Origin of the sequence: Pseudomonas tohonis, assembly GCF_012767755.2 — a bacterium.
Lineage (GTDB): Bacteria > Pseudomonadota > Gammaproteobacteria > Pseudomonadales > Pseudomonadaceae > Metapseudomonas > Metapseudomonas tohonis.
The window spans coordinates 2,726,390-2,740,342 of the sequence record NZ_AP023189.1 but is presented as its reverse complement, the minus strand read 5'-3'; the positions used below and the strand labels follow the sequence as shown (position 1 = coordinate 2,740,342).

18 protein-coding genes are annotated in these 13,953 nt (G+C 69.0%); 7 read left to right on the top strand and 11 right to left on the bottom strand.

Annotated features, from left to right (window positions below):
* Nucleotides 1–57 precede the first annotated feature (57 nt).
* From HSX14_RS12595 to HSX14_RS12570, 6 genes are all read right to left on the bottom strand, one after another.
* A complete protein-coding gene (locus HSX14_RS12595; RefSeq protein ID WP_173174492.1) occupies nt 58–1,500 on the bottom strand; it encodes a catalase in 1,443 nt (480 codons plus the stop codon).
* 12 nt (nt 1,501–1,512) lie between these two features.
* Nucleotides 1,513–2,124: a cysteine hydrolase family protein gene (locus tag HSX14_RS12590; RefSeq protein ID WP_173174494.1), complete on the bottom strand. Its 612-nt coding sequence runs from the start codon at nt 2,122–2,124 to the stop codon at nt 1,513–1,515.
* A 38-nt stretch (nt 2,125–2,162) separates the two neighbouring features.
* The gene (locus HSX14_RS12585) at nt 2,163–2,903 is read right to left on the bottom strand and encodes a hypothetical protein (protein WP_173174496.1); all 741 of its coding nucleotides are present in this window, start codon (nt 2,901–2,903) and stop codon (nt 2,163–2,165) included.
* Nucleotides 2,900–3,469, bottom strand: coding sequence for a cysteine hydrolase family protein (locus HSX14_RS12580; protein WP_173174498.1), 570 nt, complete (start codon nt 3,467–3,469; stop codon nt 2,900–2,902). Before HSX14_RS12580 ends, HSX14_RS12585 begins: the two co-directional genes overlap by 4 nt.
* 55 nt (nt 3,470–3,524) lie before the next feature.
* Nucleotides 3,525–4,349, bottom strand: a complete 825-nt coding sequence (locus tag HSX14_RS12575) for an alpha/beta fold hydrolase (RefSeq protein ID WP_173174567.1) — start codon at nt 4,347–4,349, stop codon at nt 3,525–3,527.
* A gap of 145 nt (nt 4,350–4,494) precedes the next feature.
* Complete coding sequence (locus tag HSX14_RS12570; RefSeq protein ID WP_173174501.1) at nt 4,495–5,523, bottom strand: SMP-30/gluconolactonase/LRE family protein; 1,029 nt, start codon at nt 5,521–5,523, stop codon at nt 4,495–4,497.
* A gap of 319 nt (nt 5,524–5,842) precedes the next feature.
* Here HSX14_RS12570 and HSX14_RS12565 point away from each other — a divergent pair, with 319 nt between their 5' ends.
* Nucleotides 5,843–6,226 (top strand): helix-turn-helix domain-containing protein, encoded by a 384-nt coding sequence (locus HSX14_RS12565; RefSeq protein ID WP_173174503.1) that lies wholly within the window; start codon nt 5,843–5,845, stop codon nt 6,224–6,226.
* Here the strand turns inward: HSX14_RS12565 and HSX14_RS12560 are convergent.
* A complete protein-coding gene (locus HSX14_RS12560; RefSeq protein ID WP_173174505.1) occupies nt 6,213–7,169 on the bottom strand; it encodes a helix-turn-helix domain-containing protein in 957 nt (318 codons plus the stop codon). The genes HSX14_RS12565 and HSX14_RS12560 overlap by 14 nt on opposite strands.
* 229 nt (nt 7,170–7,398) lie before the next feature.
* Between HSX14_RS12560 and HSX14_RS12555 the strand changes: the two genes are divergently transcribed.
* From HSX14_RS12555 to HSX14_RS12535, 5 genes are read left to right on the top strand one after another with little or no spacing between them, the layout of a single operon-like run.
* A complete protein-coding gene (locus HSX14_RS12555; RefSeq protein WP_173174507.1) occupies nt 7,399–7,950 on the top strand; it encodes a chalcone isomerase family protein in 552 nt (183 codons plus the stop codon).
* An 11-nt stretch (nt 7,951–7,961) separates the two neighbouring features.
* Entirely contained in the window at nt 7,962–8,498 is a 537-nt protein-coding gene (locus HSX14_RS12550) for a DUF3833 domain-containing protein (protein WP_173174509.1), read from the top strand.
* A gap of 30 nt (nt 8,499–8,528) precedes the next feature.
* Entirely contained in the window at nt 8,529–8,834 is a 306-nt protein-coding gene (locus HSX14_RS12545; RefSeq protein ID WP_173174511.1) for a DUF6482 family protein, read from the top strand.
* Nucleotides 8,828–10,372 (top strand): cryptochrome/photolyase family protein, encoded by a 1,545-nt coding sequence (locus HSX14_RS12540; protein ID WP_173174513.1) that lies wholly within the window; start codon nt 8,828–8,830, stop codon nt 10,370–10,372. Before HSX14_RS12545 ends, HSX14_RS12540 begins: the two co-directional genes overlap by 7 nt.
* A complete protein-coding gene (locus HSX14_RS12535; RefSeq protein ID WP_173174516.1) occupies nt 10,369–10,509 on the top strand; it encodes a DUF2256 domain-containing protein in 141 nt (46 codons plus the stop codon). Before HSX14_RS12540 ends, HSX14_RS12535 begins: the two co-directional genes overlap by 4 nt.
* Nucleotides 10,510–10,532: 23 nt before the next feature.
* Here HSX14_RS12535 and HSX14_RS12530 read toward each other — a convergent pair whose 3' ends face one another.
* The 3 genes from HSX14_RS12530 to HSX14_RS12520 all read right to left on the bottom strand — a co-directional run bounded on the left by HSX14_RS12530 (nt 10,533) and on the right by HSX14_RS12520 (nt 12,381).
* Entirely contained in the window at nt 10,533–10,916 is a 384-nt protein-coding gene (locus HSX14_RS12530; RefSeq protein WP_373874660.1) for a c-type cytochrome, read from the bottom strand.
* Nucleotides 10,917–11,127: 211 nt separating this feature from the next.
* On the bottom strand, nt 11,128–11,712 hold the full coding sequence (locus HSX14_RS12525) for an HD domain-containing protein (protein ID WP_173174518.1): 585 nt from the start codon (nt 11,710–11,712) through the stop codon (nt 11,128–11,130).
* Nucleotides 11,713–11,823: 111 nt separating this feature from the next.
* On the bottom strand, nt 11,824–12,381 hold the full coding sequence (locus tag HSX14_RS12520; protein WP_173174520.1) for a helix-turn-helix domain-containing protein: 558 nt from the start codon (nt 12,379–12,381) through the stop codon (nt 11,824–11,826).
* Nucleotides 12,382–12,636: 255 nt separating this feature from the next.
* Here HSX14_RS12520 and HSX14_RS12515 point away from each other — a divergent pair, with 255 nt between their 5' ends.
* The gene (locus HSX14_RS12515) at nt 12,637–13,152 is read left to right on the top strand and encodes a thioredoxin family protein (RefSeq protein WP_173174522.1); all 516 of its coding nucleotides are present in this window, start codon (nt 12,637–12,639) and stop codon (nt 13,150–13,152) included.
* Between the two features lie 26 nt (nt 13,153–13,178).
* Here HSX14_RS12515 and HSX14_RS12510 read toward each other — a convergent pair whose 3' ends face one another.
* Nucleotides 13,179–13,928, bottom strand: a complete 750-nt coding sequence (locus tag HSX14_RS12510) for an SIR2 family NAD-dependent protein deacylase (RefSeq protein ID WP_173174524.1) — start codon at nt 13,926–13,928, stop codon at nt 13,179–13,181.
* Nucleotides 13,929–13,953: the final 25 nt, after the last annotated feature.

The window sequence follows — 13,953 nt, the reverse complement described above, 5'->3', positions numbered from 1 at the left end:
CCCGGAATCTGAGCGGGTGAATGGGCGCTCGCTTGGTTCGGGCGGCGCCCCCGCAGGCTATCTCGCCAGTCGCTCGATGGCCTCGCGCACCCCTGCTCCGTAGGCTGGGTCGGCCTTGCTGCAGTTGCCGATGTGTCGCTCGACCACCTGTTGCGAGGCGCCGTCGATGGCCCGGGCGGTGTTGTCGAACAGCACCTGCTGCTGCGACGGCGACATCAGACGGAACAGCGCTCCGGGCTGGGAGTAGTAGTCCTCGTCGACGCGGTGGTTCCAATGATCGGCGGCGCCCTCCAGGCTCAGGGGCGGTTCGGCGTACTCCGGCTGCTCGGCCCACTCGCCCTGGCTGTTCGGCTCATAGGCCAGGCGTGAACCCTGGTTGCCGTCGACGCGCATCTGGCCGTCGCGATGGTAGCTGTGGTACGGGCAACGCGGCGCATTGACCGGAATGTGCGTGTGGTTGACGCCAAGCCGATAGCGCTGCGCATCGCCGTACGAGAACAGCCGGCCCTGCAGCATCTTGTCCGGCGAGAAGCCGATACCGGGCACCACATGGGCCGGGTTGAAAGCGGCCTGCTCGACCTCGGCGAAGACGTTCTCCGGGTTGCGATTGAGCTCCAGCACGCCGACTTCGATCAGCGGGTAATCCTTGTGCGGCCATACCTTGGTCAGGTCGAAGGGGTTGATCGCGTAGCGGCCGGCGTCCCTCTCCGGCATCACCTGCACGTAGAAGGTCCAGCGCGGAAAGTTGCCCTGCTCGATGTTGTCGTACAGGTCGCGCTGACTGCTCTCGCGGTCGCCGGCCACCACCTGCCCAGCCTCGGCGTCGGACAGGTTGCGGATGCCCTGCTGAGTCTTCCAGGTGAACTTGACCCAGTGCCGCTGGTGGGCAGCATTGACGAAGCTGAAGGTGTGGCTGCCGAAGCCATGCATATGACGGTAGCCATCGGGAATGCCCCGGTCGCTCATCACGATGGTGATCTGGTGCAGCGCCTCCGGCAGGCTGGTCCAGAAGTCCCAGTTGTTCTGTGCACTGCGCATGCCGGTGCGCGGGTCGCGCTTCACCGCGTGATTGAGATCGGGGAATTTCAGCGGGTCGCGCAGGAAGAACACCGGCGTGTTGTTGCCCACCAGGTCCCAATTGCCCTGCTCGGTGTAGAACTTCACGGCGAAGCCACGGATATCGCGCTCGGCGTCCGCCGCGCCACGCTCACCGGCGACGGTGGAAAAACGCACGAAGACGTCGGTCTGCTTGCCCACCCGGGAGAACAGCGCGGCACGGGTGTAGTGGCTGATGTCATGGGTGACGGTGAAGGTGCCGTAGGCGCCGGAGCCCTTGGCATGCATGCGCCGTTCGGGAATCACCTCACGGTCGAAGTGGGCGAGCTTCTCCAGGAACCACACGTCCTGCAGCAGCGCCGGACCACGCGGGCCGGCGGTCTGGGTGTTGTTGTTGTCGACGACGGGGGCGCCGACTGCGTTGGTCAGTTTGTTCTTGGGCATCACGGTAGCTCCTCAGACCAGTTCGCCGAGCAGCTCGGCCGTGGTGACGATGGCGTGGGCGAAGGTCGGCCCGTTGATCTCGTGCGCGGCATGCAGCGCCTCTTCGGAGAAGGCCGCCGTGGCGTCACGCACCAGGGTCACGTGGTAGCCCAGCTCGGCGGCGAAGCGCGAGGTGGCCTCGATGCAGGTGTTGGCCAGCAGGCCGACGACGATGACCCGGCGCACCCCGTGCTGCTTGAGTTGCAGGTCCAGGTCGGTATTGGCGAAGCCGCTGCCGCCCCAGTGCTCCTGCACTACCACGTCGCCGGCCTGGGGTTGGAAGTCGGGGTGCCACTCCCCTCCCCAGCTGCCGACGGCGAACACCTGGGCCCTCGCCGCACCCAGCTGATAGGGGCTGGGATGCAGCCAGCCCTGGAAATCGTCGGGCCGGGCGCGGTGATGCGGAACGTAGAACACGCGGATGCCGGCCTGGCGCGCGGCCCCCACGACCGCGCGCAGGTTGGCCAGCGTGCCGAGGCGATCGGCCACCGGCTTGGCCAGACCGGTGAGCTTGCCGCCCTCGCTGAGGAAGTCGTTGTAGGGGTCGACCAGCAAAAGGCCGGTGTCCTGTCTCGAGTCACTCATGCTGCCCTCCAGGGAGAAAGGTGGCGCCGGAGCGCCGATCATTTGTCGACGGCCTTCCAGGTCGCTGGCAGGCTCAGGTCGCCCGAGGCCACATCCCACACGCTGGACACGCACAGCAGCGGGTCGTGCAGGTCGGCGTTGACCTGCAGCGCGGCGGTCACCCCGTCGTAGTTGAAGCTCTCGGGGAAGCCCACCGCCTTCAACGGCACGCGAATCTGCGCGGCGTCCGTCTTGACGTTGAGGTCGTAGCCGGGCGAGTCGATATAGATCGGCGCACCGGGCCAGGTCGGTGGCAGCCTGGGCTTGGCGCCTTCGGGGATGTCGCGCACCTTGAGTCCGGACGGGCCGCAGGTCGCCTCCTTTGTCAGCACCACCCAGTGCGAGTGCCAGAGGCCACCGTCGTTGTCCTTCCTGCCGTCGCCGTTCTCGTCCAGTTGCGGCGTGTCGTCGAAGTCCGGGTGCGAGGTCAGCGCCAGAGCGAGGATGCCCGAGCCCTGCTCGAAGCCGACCGAACCGCTGTCCAGGCTGGTCGGCCAGACGTAGCTGTACACCTCGGCGCCGGCGAAGCCGCCCTTGGGCGAAGGCGTGCGACTGCCGGCCTTGCCGTCGACCCGTTGTTCGAACACCAGCATCTCGCCGTCGCGCGACACCCGCGTGTGCACCAGGTCGAAGGCGGCCTCGACCTTCTCGCTCTTCCCGCTGTGGAGGCCGCCGGGCTCGTGGGCAAGTGCCGGCGCGACGAACGCGCCGACCAAGGCGAACGCCAGGGTGCGCCTCATGCGGCATTCCTCGTGTGCTGGCCGAGGTACTCGGCGGTGGAGATCACCGGTGCATAGCCGAACTTCAGCGCCGCCATGAAGGCCGCATGCACATGCGCCGCCGGCACCTTCACGCCGTCGAACTCCAGGTCGAGGGTGGCGCAGGCATCGTGCAGCACGGTGGTCCGGTAGCCGAAATCGATCGAGGCACGGGTGATGCCGTCCACGCACATGTGGCTCATGTTGCCCACCACCACCACGTCGCTCACGCCGGCCTTGTCGAGGATGGGCTTCAGCTCGGTCTCGCGGAAGGAGTTGATGTAGTGCTTGAGCACCACCGGCTCGCCCGGCCGGTTGATCACGCTCGGGTGCAGCTGCGCGCCTTCGCTGTGCGGCCGGAAGAAGGGGGCGTCCTGGCTGGTGAACTCGTGGCGGATGTGCACCACCAGGTCGCCGCTGTCGCGGAATGCCGCGATCACCTGGGCCGCCTTGGCCGCAGCCTCCTCGACCTTGTCCAGGGTCCACAGGCCGCCAGGGAAGTAGTCGTTCTGGATGTCCACCACGATCAATGCTTTCTTGCCGCTCATCTCGTCTCTCCTTTTGCCGTGGCCCGCCGGGAATTCGGCGGGCGCAGGGGGGGGCTCAGTCACGCAGGAAGGCCAGCATGTCCGCGCCGAGTTTTTCCTTGTGGGTGTCGGTGATGCCGTGGGGCGCGCCGGGGTAGATCACCAGCTTGGCGTGCGGCACCAGCCTGGCCGACGCGCGCGCGGCGGCGTCCACCGGGACGATCTGGTCGTCGTCGCCGTGCAGGATCAGCGTGGGGATGGAGAACTTCTTCAGGTCTTCGGTGAAATCGGTTTCGGAGAAGGCCTTGATGCAGTCGAGGGCATTCTTGTGCCCGGCCATCATGCCCTGCATCCAGAAGGCGTCGATCACGCCCTGGGAGGGCTTGGCGCCCGGCCGGTTGTAGCCGAAGAAGGGACCGCTGGCGACGTCCTTGTATAGCTGCGAACGGTCGGCGATGGAGGCCGCGCGAATGCCATCGAACACCTCGACCGGCAGGCCGCCGGGATTGGCCTCGGTCCGCACCATCAAGGGCGGCACCGCCGCGATCAGCCCGGCCTTGGCCACCCGCGCCGTGCCATGGCGGCCGATGTAGCGCGCCACCTCGCCGCCACCGGTGGAGAAGCCGAACAATGCGGCGCCGCGCACGTCCAGCTGGTCGAGCAGCTGGGCCAGGTCGTCGGCGTAGGTGTCCATCTCGTTGCCGCTCCAGGGCTGGCTGGAGCGGCCATGGCCGCGGCGGTCATGAGCGATCACCCGGTAGCCGTTGCTGGCCAGGAACAGCATCTGCGCCTCCCAGCTGTCGGCGTTGAGCGGCCAGCCGTGGCTGAGCACGACGACCGGGCCCGTGCCCCAGTCCTTGTAGTAGATCTCGGTGCCATCGCGGGTGGTGATAGTGCCCATGGTCTTGCGCTCTCCATTCTCAGGTTGCGGGCGGCCTGCCGCGAGGCCACTGCCGCGCATGCATCCGCCCAGGGGTAACAGCAACACCGTGGCCAGTGCTGCGGAGCCGAGCAGCAAGTGGCGACGGCCGTGGTTCATCGGTGCATCAGGGTTGCGCGGCATTGGCAGACTCCGCTTCGTTCGATGATGGCGGCAGGCGCACGCGCATCAGGTTCCAGGTACTGACCCGCTCCTCCCACTCGTCCCCTTCGGTGGGCGTCAGTGGCAGAGCCAGGTTGCTGACCAGCATCCACTCGCCCTGAACCACGCTGCTGGCGGGAAACAGCAGGCCACGAGGCGCACCGTTGCCGGCGATCCCCTCGAAGCCGCCCGCGCGCGCACGGATCAGGCCGAGTTCGTCGAGGCCGAGCAGCTGGTCGACCTGATTGGCCAGCAGCCACAGCAAGCCGTCATGGAACAGCAGGCCATCGGCTCCCGGCAGGCTCTCGGCCACGATCTGCAGCTCGCCACTCGCCAGGTCCAGGCGTAGCAGGCGACCGTCGCCGGCGTTGTTGATGTAGAGCCGGCTCTCGTCAGCGTTGAAGGCCAGGCCGTTGGCACCGAACGGCAAAAAGCCCGCGGTGGCCAGCAGCGGGTCACGCGACTTCACTTCCAGGGTGCAGGGTTTGCAGCGCGTGGCGTTGGCGATGCGATACAGCGCGCCCTGGAAAGAGTCGGAAACGTAGAGATCACCATTGCCGGCGAACACCAGGCCATTGGGCGCCGGCACGCCGGCAGCACCGAAGCGGATCAGGTCCTGGCTGCCGTCCGGGTTGGCCACGCTGCGTGCAGCCGGCGCGGCGGGATCGAGCCGGGGGAAGTCGAGAAGGTCCTCGAGGGGAGAGTCGGCCGTGAAGTCGGCCGCGATGCGCTGCAGCTTGCCGGCGCCGAAATTGAGGATGTAGACCTTGCCATCGGCGTAGCCCAGGCCGGTCAGGGGCGTTGTGGCAAAGGCACGCTGTGCGAGTAGCCGCCCCCCGGCGCTGTAGCGCAGCAACTGGTTGTTACGCCGTTCGGCGGGCTGGCGGGCATCGAAGGTACCGACGAATATCTCGCCGCTGTCAGGGGCGACGGCCAGGCCCTCCGGGTAGCGCACACCGGCGGGCAACTCGATGAAGGGTTCGACTTCAAGCAACGTCGGGCCCTGAGCTTCAGCGCGCGGATGAACGGCGGCCACAGCCAGGAGCAGGCTAACAATGCCCGTGCGGCACCTCGACAGTCTCATATCGCCTCCATTCGCGCCGGCACGGGGCAGGTGCTTTCGGGGGCTCGTCAGGACGCCGAATGCAGGGGCAGCGGGTGGCGAGCGATACCGGGATGCTCGCCGCGGGTGGCCGCTGGCGGCTACGTAAAATCGGCAAATCTGCACGACGGCCGGCACATGCCTGTTTTACGTAGCCGCGGCACCCGCCCCGGCGCACCCTGGAGGCGCCATTCCTGGCCAGGACACCGCCATGCAAACGCGCAACACGCCACGCGAACGCCGCCTCCGGGCCGCTCAGGAACGCCTGCTGAAGCAGGTGCTGGACATGTTGCCGCAGGGGTGCGGGCGTCCACCGCGCCTGGCCGAGCTGTGCCGCGGGCTCGGCGTCAGCGAGCGCACCCTGCGCAGCGCCTTCGTCGCCATCCTGGGCGTGGCGCCCGCACGGTACCTGCGCCTGCGCCGCCTGCACCTGCTGCGGGCCGCCCTGGCGGTTGCCGACCCTTACCAGACCGGCGTCGCGGAGCTGGCCCGTCGATTCGGCTACACCGATGGCGGGCGCATGGCGGCGGACTATCACGCCCTGTTCGGCGAGTACCCCAGCGCCACCCTGCAGCGCCGCATCAGCCCCGCCTAGGCGGCAGGGAGCGACGGCTGCGCAGCGATTGCGACGGCAGTTCGCCGAAGTAGCGCCGGTAGAGCCCGGCGAAGCGGCCGAAGTCCCACACGCCGAAACGCGCGCAGATCTCGGTGATGGTCTCGTCCGCCGAGGCCCGCAGGATGGCGCGCCGGATGGCGTGCAGGCGGTGCTGCATCAGGTAGCGGTGCGGGCTCATGCCCAGGTAGCGGGTGAAGAGGTTGCGCAGCGTGCGCTCGGAGCTGTTGCAGGCCTGGCACAGGTCCGTCATGTGCAGCGGTGTATCCGGCATGCCCTCGAGCAACTCCAGGACGCGACGCAGGATCAGCTGGTGGTTCTGCCGCCCCGCGCTATCGGCCTGGGCCGGTGTCGCCGGCAGGAGGCTGCGGAACACCCGGTCCAGCAGATCGCCGCGCGCCGCGCACTCGGCCGCCGGGGCGTGCAGCTCCTGCGGTGCGCAGTGATCGATGCGCAACAGGCGCAAGGCCAGCCACACCAGCGGCGCCAGGTCCTGCTGGGCCACGCAGACCAGGTTGCGCGAGAGGATCGACACGTCGAATTCGTCCTCGTGCTGCTGCGCCCAGCGCAGCACCAGCTCGCAGGACATCGCCACGGTCATCCAGCTCGCCGGCTGGCTGGCGTCGATATGGAACATCGCCTCGGGCACCATCCAGCCGATCAGCCGGCGGTCCAGGCGCTGCCCTCCCAGCACGGTGGACTCGTGCCGGCTCAGTGGCAGGAAGATATTGAAGAAGCCGCTCAGGCCGACCCCGCTGTAGACGGTGCCCGCCCCCTCGCGGCCGAACATCAGCGCCACGCCGTTGAGCTCGACGACGCGCAAGCGCCAGTCGCGCTGCTGCCGTGTACGCAACAGGTAGCGCCCCTCGACGCCATAGAGGGCTTCCTCGAATTCATCGAAATCAGCACAGACGAGCCTGCTCATGCCTTCCCCCAGTCGAGACGCACGCGGTGTTTGTCGGGATCAACGAACGATAGTCCAGCCGCTCCGGCTGTCGCGCCCGGCAACCCCGCGAGGGGGCCGTTTCCCGGGCGGAGCCGCCGGTGCTGGGTGGGTGGCCTGGACGTGCGCCCGCAAAGCTATACAAATACCTATACATAACTATTATTTGTACAGGTATTATCGGCCAATGAATCCACGTGGAGAGTCCACCATGCGCCTGGCATCGCCTGCCGCCTCGGCGTTACGCACCGTCGCCCTGCTCTGCCTGCTGCTGGCCGGCTCGCCGAGCTGGGCGGACTGGCGCAGCGAACTGCCCGGCGCGAAGCTGGTCGGCCAGGGCGACTTCACCTGGTTCGGCCTGCGGGTGTACCAGGCCCGGCTCTGGAGCCCGGTGGCGCCGGTGGACTGGCAGCAGCCCTTCGCCCTGGAACTGATCTACAGCCGCGATCTGTCGCGGGACACGCTGGTGCAGGCCAGCCTGGACGAGATGCGCCGGCTGGGGGGCGCCTCGGTCGACGAGAAGCGCCTGGCGGCCTGGGACGGCGAGATGCGCCAGGCCTTCGTCGACATCCAGCCGGGCCAGCGCATCATCGGCCTCTACCAGCCCGGCAAGGGCAGCCGCTTCTACGTCGACGGCGCGTTCCGCCATGCCATCGCCGACCCCGACTTCGCCCAGGCGTTCTTCGCCATCTGGCTGGATGACCGCACCCGTAACCCCCAGTTGCGCCGCGAGCTGCTGGGGCTCAATGAGAAAAGCCCGTGAGGAGATCGATGATGCGCGCCGTAATAGGGTTGTTGTGCTGCCTGCTGCTCGCCGGCTGTGGCGGTGTGGATGTCGATCACTACGCGCGGGAGCGGCCGCAGCTGGATCTGCCGGGGTTCTTCTCCCGGCCGGTGCAGGCCTGGGGCATCTTCCAGAACCGCTCGGGCGAGGTGGTCAAGCGCTTCAAGGTGGACATCACCAGCCGCCGCGAGGGTGAGCGGCTGATCCTCGACGAACGCTTCCTCTACAGCGACGGCACCCGCCAGCAGCGGGTGTGGACCCTGACCCCGGCGGGCGAAGGGCGCTGGCGCGGCCGCGCGGGGGACGTGATCGGCGAAGCCGATGGCGAGGTGGCGGGCAACGCCCTGCGCTGGCGCTACACGCTGAACCTGGAGGTGGACGGCTCGACCTGGGAAGTGGACTTCGACGACTGGATGTACCTGATGGACGAGGACACCCTCATCAACCGCTCGAGCATGAGCAAACTCGGGGTGGAGCTCGGCCAGGTGACGCTGTTCTTCCGCCGCGATGCCGCGTTGCACAACTGACTGACCAGGCGTGAGCCGGAGGACTGGGCGATGAATCTCCAACAACTCGGCGAGGCCGCGCTGGCGGGCCGTATCGAAGGGCTCGAGGTGGTGTCCCTGGAAGGCGGCTTCTACATCCTGCAGGCGCGGCTCGCCTCGGGCCTCGAAGGGGTGCTGGACGAGCAGGGCAAGGTCTTGCGCCTGCGCTCGACGACCCAGCTCCGCGACCTGCTGCAAGGCTTGCCACGGCTGCCCTGCGAGCTGGTGCAACATTGCGTCCACGACGAGATGTGCGGCGTCCGCGAGGGCCCACTGGAACCGCTGCGCCTGCCCCTGTCGCTGGACTCGCAATGGTGAACGACCACGTTCGCCGGCTCGGCCTGGTGCTGGGCGACCAGCTCAGCTTCGACCTCTCGCTGTTCGATGAACTCGACCCGGCCCACGATGCGCTGCTGATGGCGGAGGTCCGGGAGGAGGCGAGCTACGTCCCGCATCACCCCCACAAGATCGTTCTGGTGTTCAGCGCCATGCGCCACTTCGCGGCGGCACTGGAGGCGCGCGGCTGGCGGGTGATCTATGTGCGCCTCGACGCTGTCGACAACAGCGGCAGCCTGGCCGGCGAGCTGCGGCGCTGGCACGCCGCCCTGGGCGAGCCGGCGCTGCACCTGACCGAGTGCGGCGAGTGGCGCGTGGAGGAGTCGCTGCGCTCGACCGGCTTGCCGCTGACCTGGCACGCCGACCGCCGCTTCCTCTGCTCCCGCGAGGCGTTCGCCAAATGGGCGGGCAACCGCCGGCAACTGCGCATGGAGCTGTTCTACCGCGAAATGCGCAAGCGCACCGGGCTGCTCCTGGAGCCGGACGGCCAGCCGCTGGGGGGCAGCTGGAATTTCGACGCCGACAACCGCAAGGCGCTGCCCAAGGGCGCGCGCGGCCCCTTCCCCGCCCGGTTCGGCCAGGACGCGATCACCCGCGAGGTGGTGGCCCTGGTGGGCGAGCGGTTCGCCGGGCACTACGGCCGCCTGGAAGGGTTCGACTACCCGGTGACCCACGACGAGGCCCAGGCGCTCTGGCAACACTTCCTGGAGTTCGCCCTGCCCTCCTTCGGCGACTACCAGGACGCCATGGCCGAGGGCGAGCCCTACCTGTTCCACGCGCGCATCAGCGCCGCCCTGAACATCGGCCTGCTGGACCTGCGCCAGCTCTGTGCCGACGTGGAGAACGCCCACCGCCGGGACCGGGTGCCGCTGAACGCCGCCGAAGGCTTCATCCGCCAGCTGATCGGCTGGCGGGAATACGTGCGCGGCATCTACTGGCTGCGCATGCCGGAATACGCCGCGCTCAACGCCTTCGGCAACCGGCGGTCGCTGCCGGCGTTCTACTGGACCGGCCGCACCGACATGCGCTGCATGGCCCAGGCGATCGGCCAGACCCTGGAGCTGGGCTATGCGCACCACATCCAGCGGCTGATGGTGACCGGCAATTTCGCCCTGCTCGCCGGCATCGCGCCGGCGGCCATCTGCGAGTGGTACCTGGCGGTCTACCTGGACGCCTTCGAGTGGGTCGAGCTGCCCAACACCCTGGGCATGGTGATGCACGCCGACGGCGGCTACCTCGGCTCCAAGCCCTATTGCGCCAGCGGTCGCTATATCCAGCGGATGTCCGACCACTGCACCAACTGCCGCTACAACGTGGAGCGGGCGACCGAGGACGACGCCTGCCCCTTCAACGCGCTGTACTGGCATTTCCTGATGCGCCATCGCGATCGCCTGGGCGGCAATCCGCGCCTGGCCATGGTCTACCGCAACCTGCAGCGCATGGCGGATGCGCGGGTCGAGGCCCTCTGGCAGCGCGGCGAACGGCTGCTGGCCCAGCTGGACGCCGGCGAGGCCCTGTGAAGAAGACCCACCTGCCGCACAAGATTTGCGCGGTGTGCGGGCGCCCCTTCGCCTGGCGCCGCCGCTGGGCACGCTGCTGGGACGAGGTGCGCTACTGCTCCGAGCGCTGCCGCAACCAGCGTCACGCGGCCCGCTGACGCAGCCCGCCCGCCTCCTGCGCTCAGCGCCGCTGGAGGATCACACCGCTCATGTACTGGTTGAGATCGCGGAAGTCCTGGACGCTCCAGGCGTGCGGCGGGATCTTCACGCCGTTCTCCTGCAGCGTCCGGGGAATCAGGTTGCCATTGGGGCGCAGGATGACCGACGAGACGATGACCCCCGGGTAGTCCGCGAGCCGCTGCCGGAAGGCAGCCGTCGTCAGGTCGGGGGTCGGTGGGTCGCTCTTGTGGGCCAGCGGGCCGCTGCCCTTGATGTCCGCTCCGTGGCACACGGCGCATCTCTGCTGGTAGAGCTGCTTGCCGTTGGCGATACCGGCGAGGCAAAGCGGTGGCTGGGCGAGTGACAGGGCACCCAGTAGAGCGAGGAGCGACAGTTTGATTTTCATACGGCCTTGTACGAACCAGACAATGATCGAGGAAGCGCCCGGGCGTTGCTCCTGCAACGCCGGCTGCCCCCGCTGGCGATGGACCCGGCCATTCATGGGCACAGGATTCACGAGAGGGGGCAGGCACCGCGCCATGGTCCCACAGGCGACGGCCTCGCCGTCAGGATTTTCTGCTGGCGAGCGCGTCGACGTGACGGGGTTCGAACGCCGCTCAGCGAGCCGCGCTCGCCCGCGCCTCCATCCGCCGCCTCGTGTCCTCGTCCAGCTGTGCACGGATGGCCGCGAACAGCGGTTCGCCGCTGGTGTAGCGGCGCCCGTAGCCGAGGTTGAAGGCGTAGTCGAAGTCCTCCGGGTTGGCGCCCTGGGTGTGCTGCAGCAGGGTCTCCAGCTTGTCCAGCGCCTTGACCGCCAGCGCCTCGGGGGAGGCGGCGTTCTCGTAGTCGTCCCACAGCGCGAGGATCTCCCCGCGCAGCCCATCGTCCAGGGTGCGGGTGAGGGTCAGCAGGTCCTCGCGCTCCTGGGCCCCCTTGTCGGGATGGCCGCCCTGCTCGACGGCGGGGATGTCGCCATGGATGGCCTCGCCCAGGTCGTGCACCACGCACATCTTCAGCACCCGCAGCAGGTCGAGCCCGGCCAGCTCGTCGGCGAAGGTGATGGCCATCAGGCACAGGCGCCAGCTGTGCTCGGCGGTGCTTTCCACCCGCCCGGAAGAGGTGTGGGCGCTGCGCAGCACATCCTTGAGGCGCTCCGCCTCACGCAGGAAGTCGAGCCGCGCCCTGATGGTGTCGATGTTCATGCTTCACCCGCGAAATGGTCGTCGGAGCCGGAGGGCTCCCGTGCAGGCGCATAGCCTAGGCGCGCGGCTGGCGTCGCGTCCACGCATGGAATATGCGTGGCCGGGCGGCACTCAGAGGGTTTCCACCAGGCGCGCGGCGGTGCCGTCGGAAAGCGTCATGCGCGTCCAGCGGCACAGGCCCTGGCGGATCGGCACGATGGCGGATTCGTTGCTGCCGCTGCCGAACTCCAGCGCCGGCGGCATCAGCACGTCGCGCCAGCCCAGGGCGTCCAGCGCGGCTTCCTGGCGCACGATCTCCGGCGTCGCATAGCGCCACAGCGAGCGGCCCATCAGCTCGGAGAGGGGCACGCTGAATTCGGCGGCGCGCAGGGCGGAACAGGCCAGCAGGCGATGGCTCAGGTCGCAGACCAGGTGCACCGCGCGCGGGCTGTCGCCCACCAGCCGCGCCAGGGCCTGGTCGGCCGCCGCCTCCAGCCGGGCGCCAAGCACCCGCTCCACCCGCGCGCGCTCGGCCGGTTCCATCGCCTGCGCCCCGCTTTCCCAGCGCGAGATGGTCGACTGGGCGACGCCGAACAGCTGCGCGGCGTGGGCCTGCTTCACCCGGTGCAGCAGGCGCCAACGGCGCAACGCGAGGCCGAGCGAGACCGGTTTCGGGAGGCTGTCGTGCATGGCGCGGGCCCATGGGAAGTCGGTGGAAAGAGCGCAGATAGTGCAGGCTCATGCGCCACGCGGCCAGACAATCCTGCGGTTCCCGACGATGGGCACGCCGTCGGTTGTGCCGAGCGCAGCGAGGCCCGATAACGCGACGCCCAGGCTGGATGAGCGGCGCCCCGCCCACCGGCGGACGCCGCAGCGGCACTTGATGCGCACGCCACTTTTCTGCTGGGATGCCCGCCTCCCCTCACTCAACCCAGGAGGCCTTCCATGGCGTCATACCAGCAGTTGTTCGAGATCGGCCAGGGCTTCGCCGACTTCCTCCGCAGCGGCCTGCCCGCCGAGCGGGACGCCGCCAACGTCGTGGTGCAGAAGCTGGCGACGCCGGGCAGCATCGGCCCCGCGGCGCTCGCGCGGCTGCAGCGCCTCGAACGGCGCTACCACCTGCTGGTGGCCGGCGAGATGTGGTGCCCGGACTGCCAGATCAACCTCGCCGTGCTCGATTTCATCTGCCGCACCCAGCCGCTGGTCGACCTGGCGGTGATCACCAAGGGCCGAGCCGAAGACGACCTCAAGGCCCGCCTCGGCCTCGACAAGGTCTCGATCCCGCTGGTGGTGGTGCTCGACGCCGCGTTCGAGCCGGTGGGGCTGTTCGTCGAACGCCCGCAGGCGGTGATCGGCGCAGGTGAGGCGGTGCTGCGCGACTACAAGGCCGGCCAGTACCTGGAAGCCACGGTCGACGACCTGCTGGCGCTGCTCGAAGCCGCCGAGAACCGCCCCCTGTGACCCTCCCGACCTGAGCGCCGGCCGGCTCAGGCGCCGAAGGCCTGGCGCAGCAGTTCCGGCAGGCGCTCGCCGGCCTTGCCCGCCAGGGCGAACTCGCGCTCACCCTGCACCGCCACCGGCTGGGTATTGAGGTGCAGCACCGTGGCCCCCGCCGCGAGCGCCAGCCGGGGAATCCGCGCGGCAGGTTCCACCACGCCGGAGGTGCCGATGGACAGCAGCAGGTCGCAGTCCTGGGCCGCCGCGAACGCCGCACGCAGCACATCGGCCGGCAACGGTTCGCCGAACCACACCACGCCCGGGCGCAGCTTGCCGTTGCAGCGGGTGCAGCGCGGCGGCTCCACCCGGCGCCCAGCGTCGGGCTCGTCCGGCGTGGGAATCTCCAGCGCCGGCCGCGCGCAGGCGAAGCAACGCAGCGCATCGAGGCGGCCGTGCAGGTGCAGCACCGCCTGGCTGCCGGCGCGCTCGTGCAGGTCGTCGACGTTCTGGGTGATCAGCGTGAGCCGTGGCACCCGCTCGGCGAGTTCGGCGATGGCCCGGTGCCCGGCGTTGGGCTGGGCGCGATGCACGGCGGTGCGCCGCCACTCGTACCAGCCCCAGACCAGCGCCGGGTCACGGCGAAAGCCTTCGGCGCTGGCCAGCTCGCCGGGCTCGAAACGCTCCCACAAGCCGGTCAGGCGGTCACGGAAGGTGGGAATGCCGCTCTCGGCGGAGATGCCGGCGCCGGTGAAGACGACGAGGTGCCTGGCCTTGGCCAGCAGGGTCGGGTCGAAGGTCATGGAGGGCTCCGGGGCGGGACAACGG

Coding starts and splice junctions, on each gene's coding strand:
- HSX14_RS12510 (WP_173174524.1), bottom strand. CDS start 13,928: ATGACCTTCGACCCGACCCTGCTGGCCAAGGCCAGGCACCTCGTCGTC.
- HSX14_RS12580 (WP_173174498.1), bottom strand. CDS start 3,469: ATGAGCGGCAAGAAAGCATTGATCGTGGTGGACATCCAGAACGACTAC.
- HSX14_RS12560 (WP_173174505.1), bottom strand. CDS start 7,169: ATGAGCAGGCTCGTCTGTGCTGATTTCGATGAATTCGAGGAAGCCCTC.
- HSX14_RS12550 (WP_173174509.1), top strand. CDS start 7,962: ATGCGCGCCGTAATAGGGTTGTTGTGCTGCCTGCTGCTCGCCGGCTGT.
- HSX14_RS12530 (WP_373874660.1), bottom strand. CDS start 10,916: ATGAAAATCAAACTGTCGCTCCTCGCTCTACTGGGTGCCCTGTCACTC.
- HSX14_RS12520 (WP_173174520.1), bottom strand. CDS start 12,381: ATGCACGACAGCCTCCCGAAACCGGTCTCGCTCGGCCTCGCGTTGCGC.
- HSX14_RS12575 (WP_173174567.1), bottom strand. CDS start 4,349: ATGGGCACTATCACCACCCGCGATGGCACCGAGATCTACTACAAGGAC.
- HSX14_RS12545 (WP_173174511.1), top strand. CDS start 8,529: ATGAATCTCCAACAACTCGGCGAGGCCGCGCTGGCGGGCCGTATCGAA.
- HSX14_RS12590 (WP_173174494.1), bottom strand. CDS start 2,124: ATGAGTGACTCGAGACAGGACACCGGCCTTTTGCTGGTCGACCCCTAC.
- HSX14_RS12585 (WP_173174496.1), bottom strand. CDS start 2,903: ATGAGGCGCACCCTGGCGTTCGCCTTGGTCGGCGCGTTCGTCGCGCCG.
- HSX14_RS12565 (WP_173174503.1), top strand. CDS start 5,843: ATGCAAACGCGCAACACGCCACGCGAACGCCGCCTCCGGGCCGCTCAG.
- HSX14_RS12515 (WP_173174522.1), top strand. CDS start 12,637: ATGGCGTCATACCAGCAGTTGTTCGAGATCGGCCAGGGCTTCGCCGAC.
- HSX14_RS12555 (WP_173174507.1), top strand. CDS start 7,399: ATGCGCCTGGCATCGCCTGCCGCCTCGGCGTTACGCACCGTCGCCCTG.
- HSX14_RS12595 (WP_173174492.1), bottom strand. CDS start 1,500: ATGCCCAAGAACAAACTGACCAACGCAGTCGGCGCCCCCGTCGTCGAC.
- HSX14_RS12540 (WP_173174513.1), top strand. CDS start 8,828: ATGGTGAACGACCACGTTCGCCGGCTCGGCCTGGTGCTGGGCGACCAG.
- HSX14_RS12525 (WP_173174518.1), bottom strand. CDS start 11,712: ATGAACATCGACACCATCAGGGCGCGGCTCGACTTCCTGCGTGAGGCG.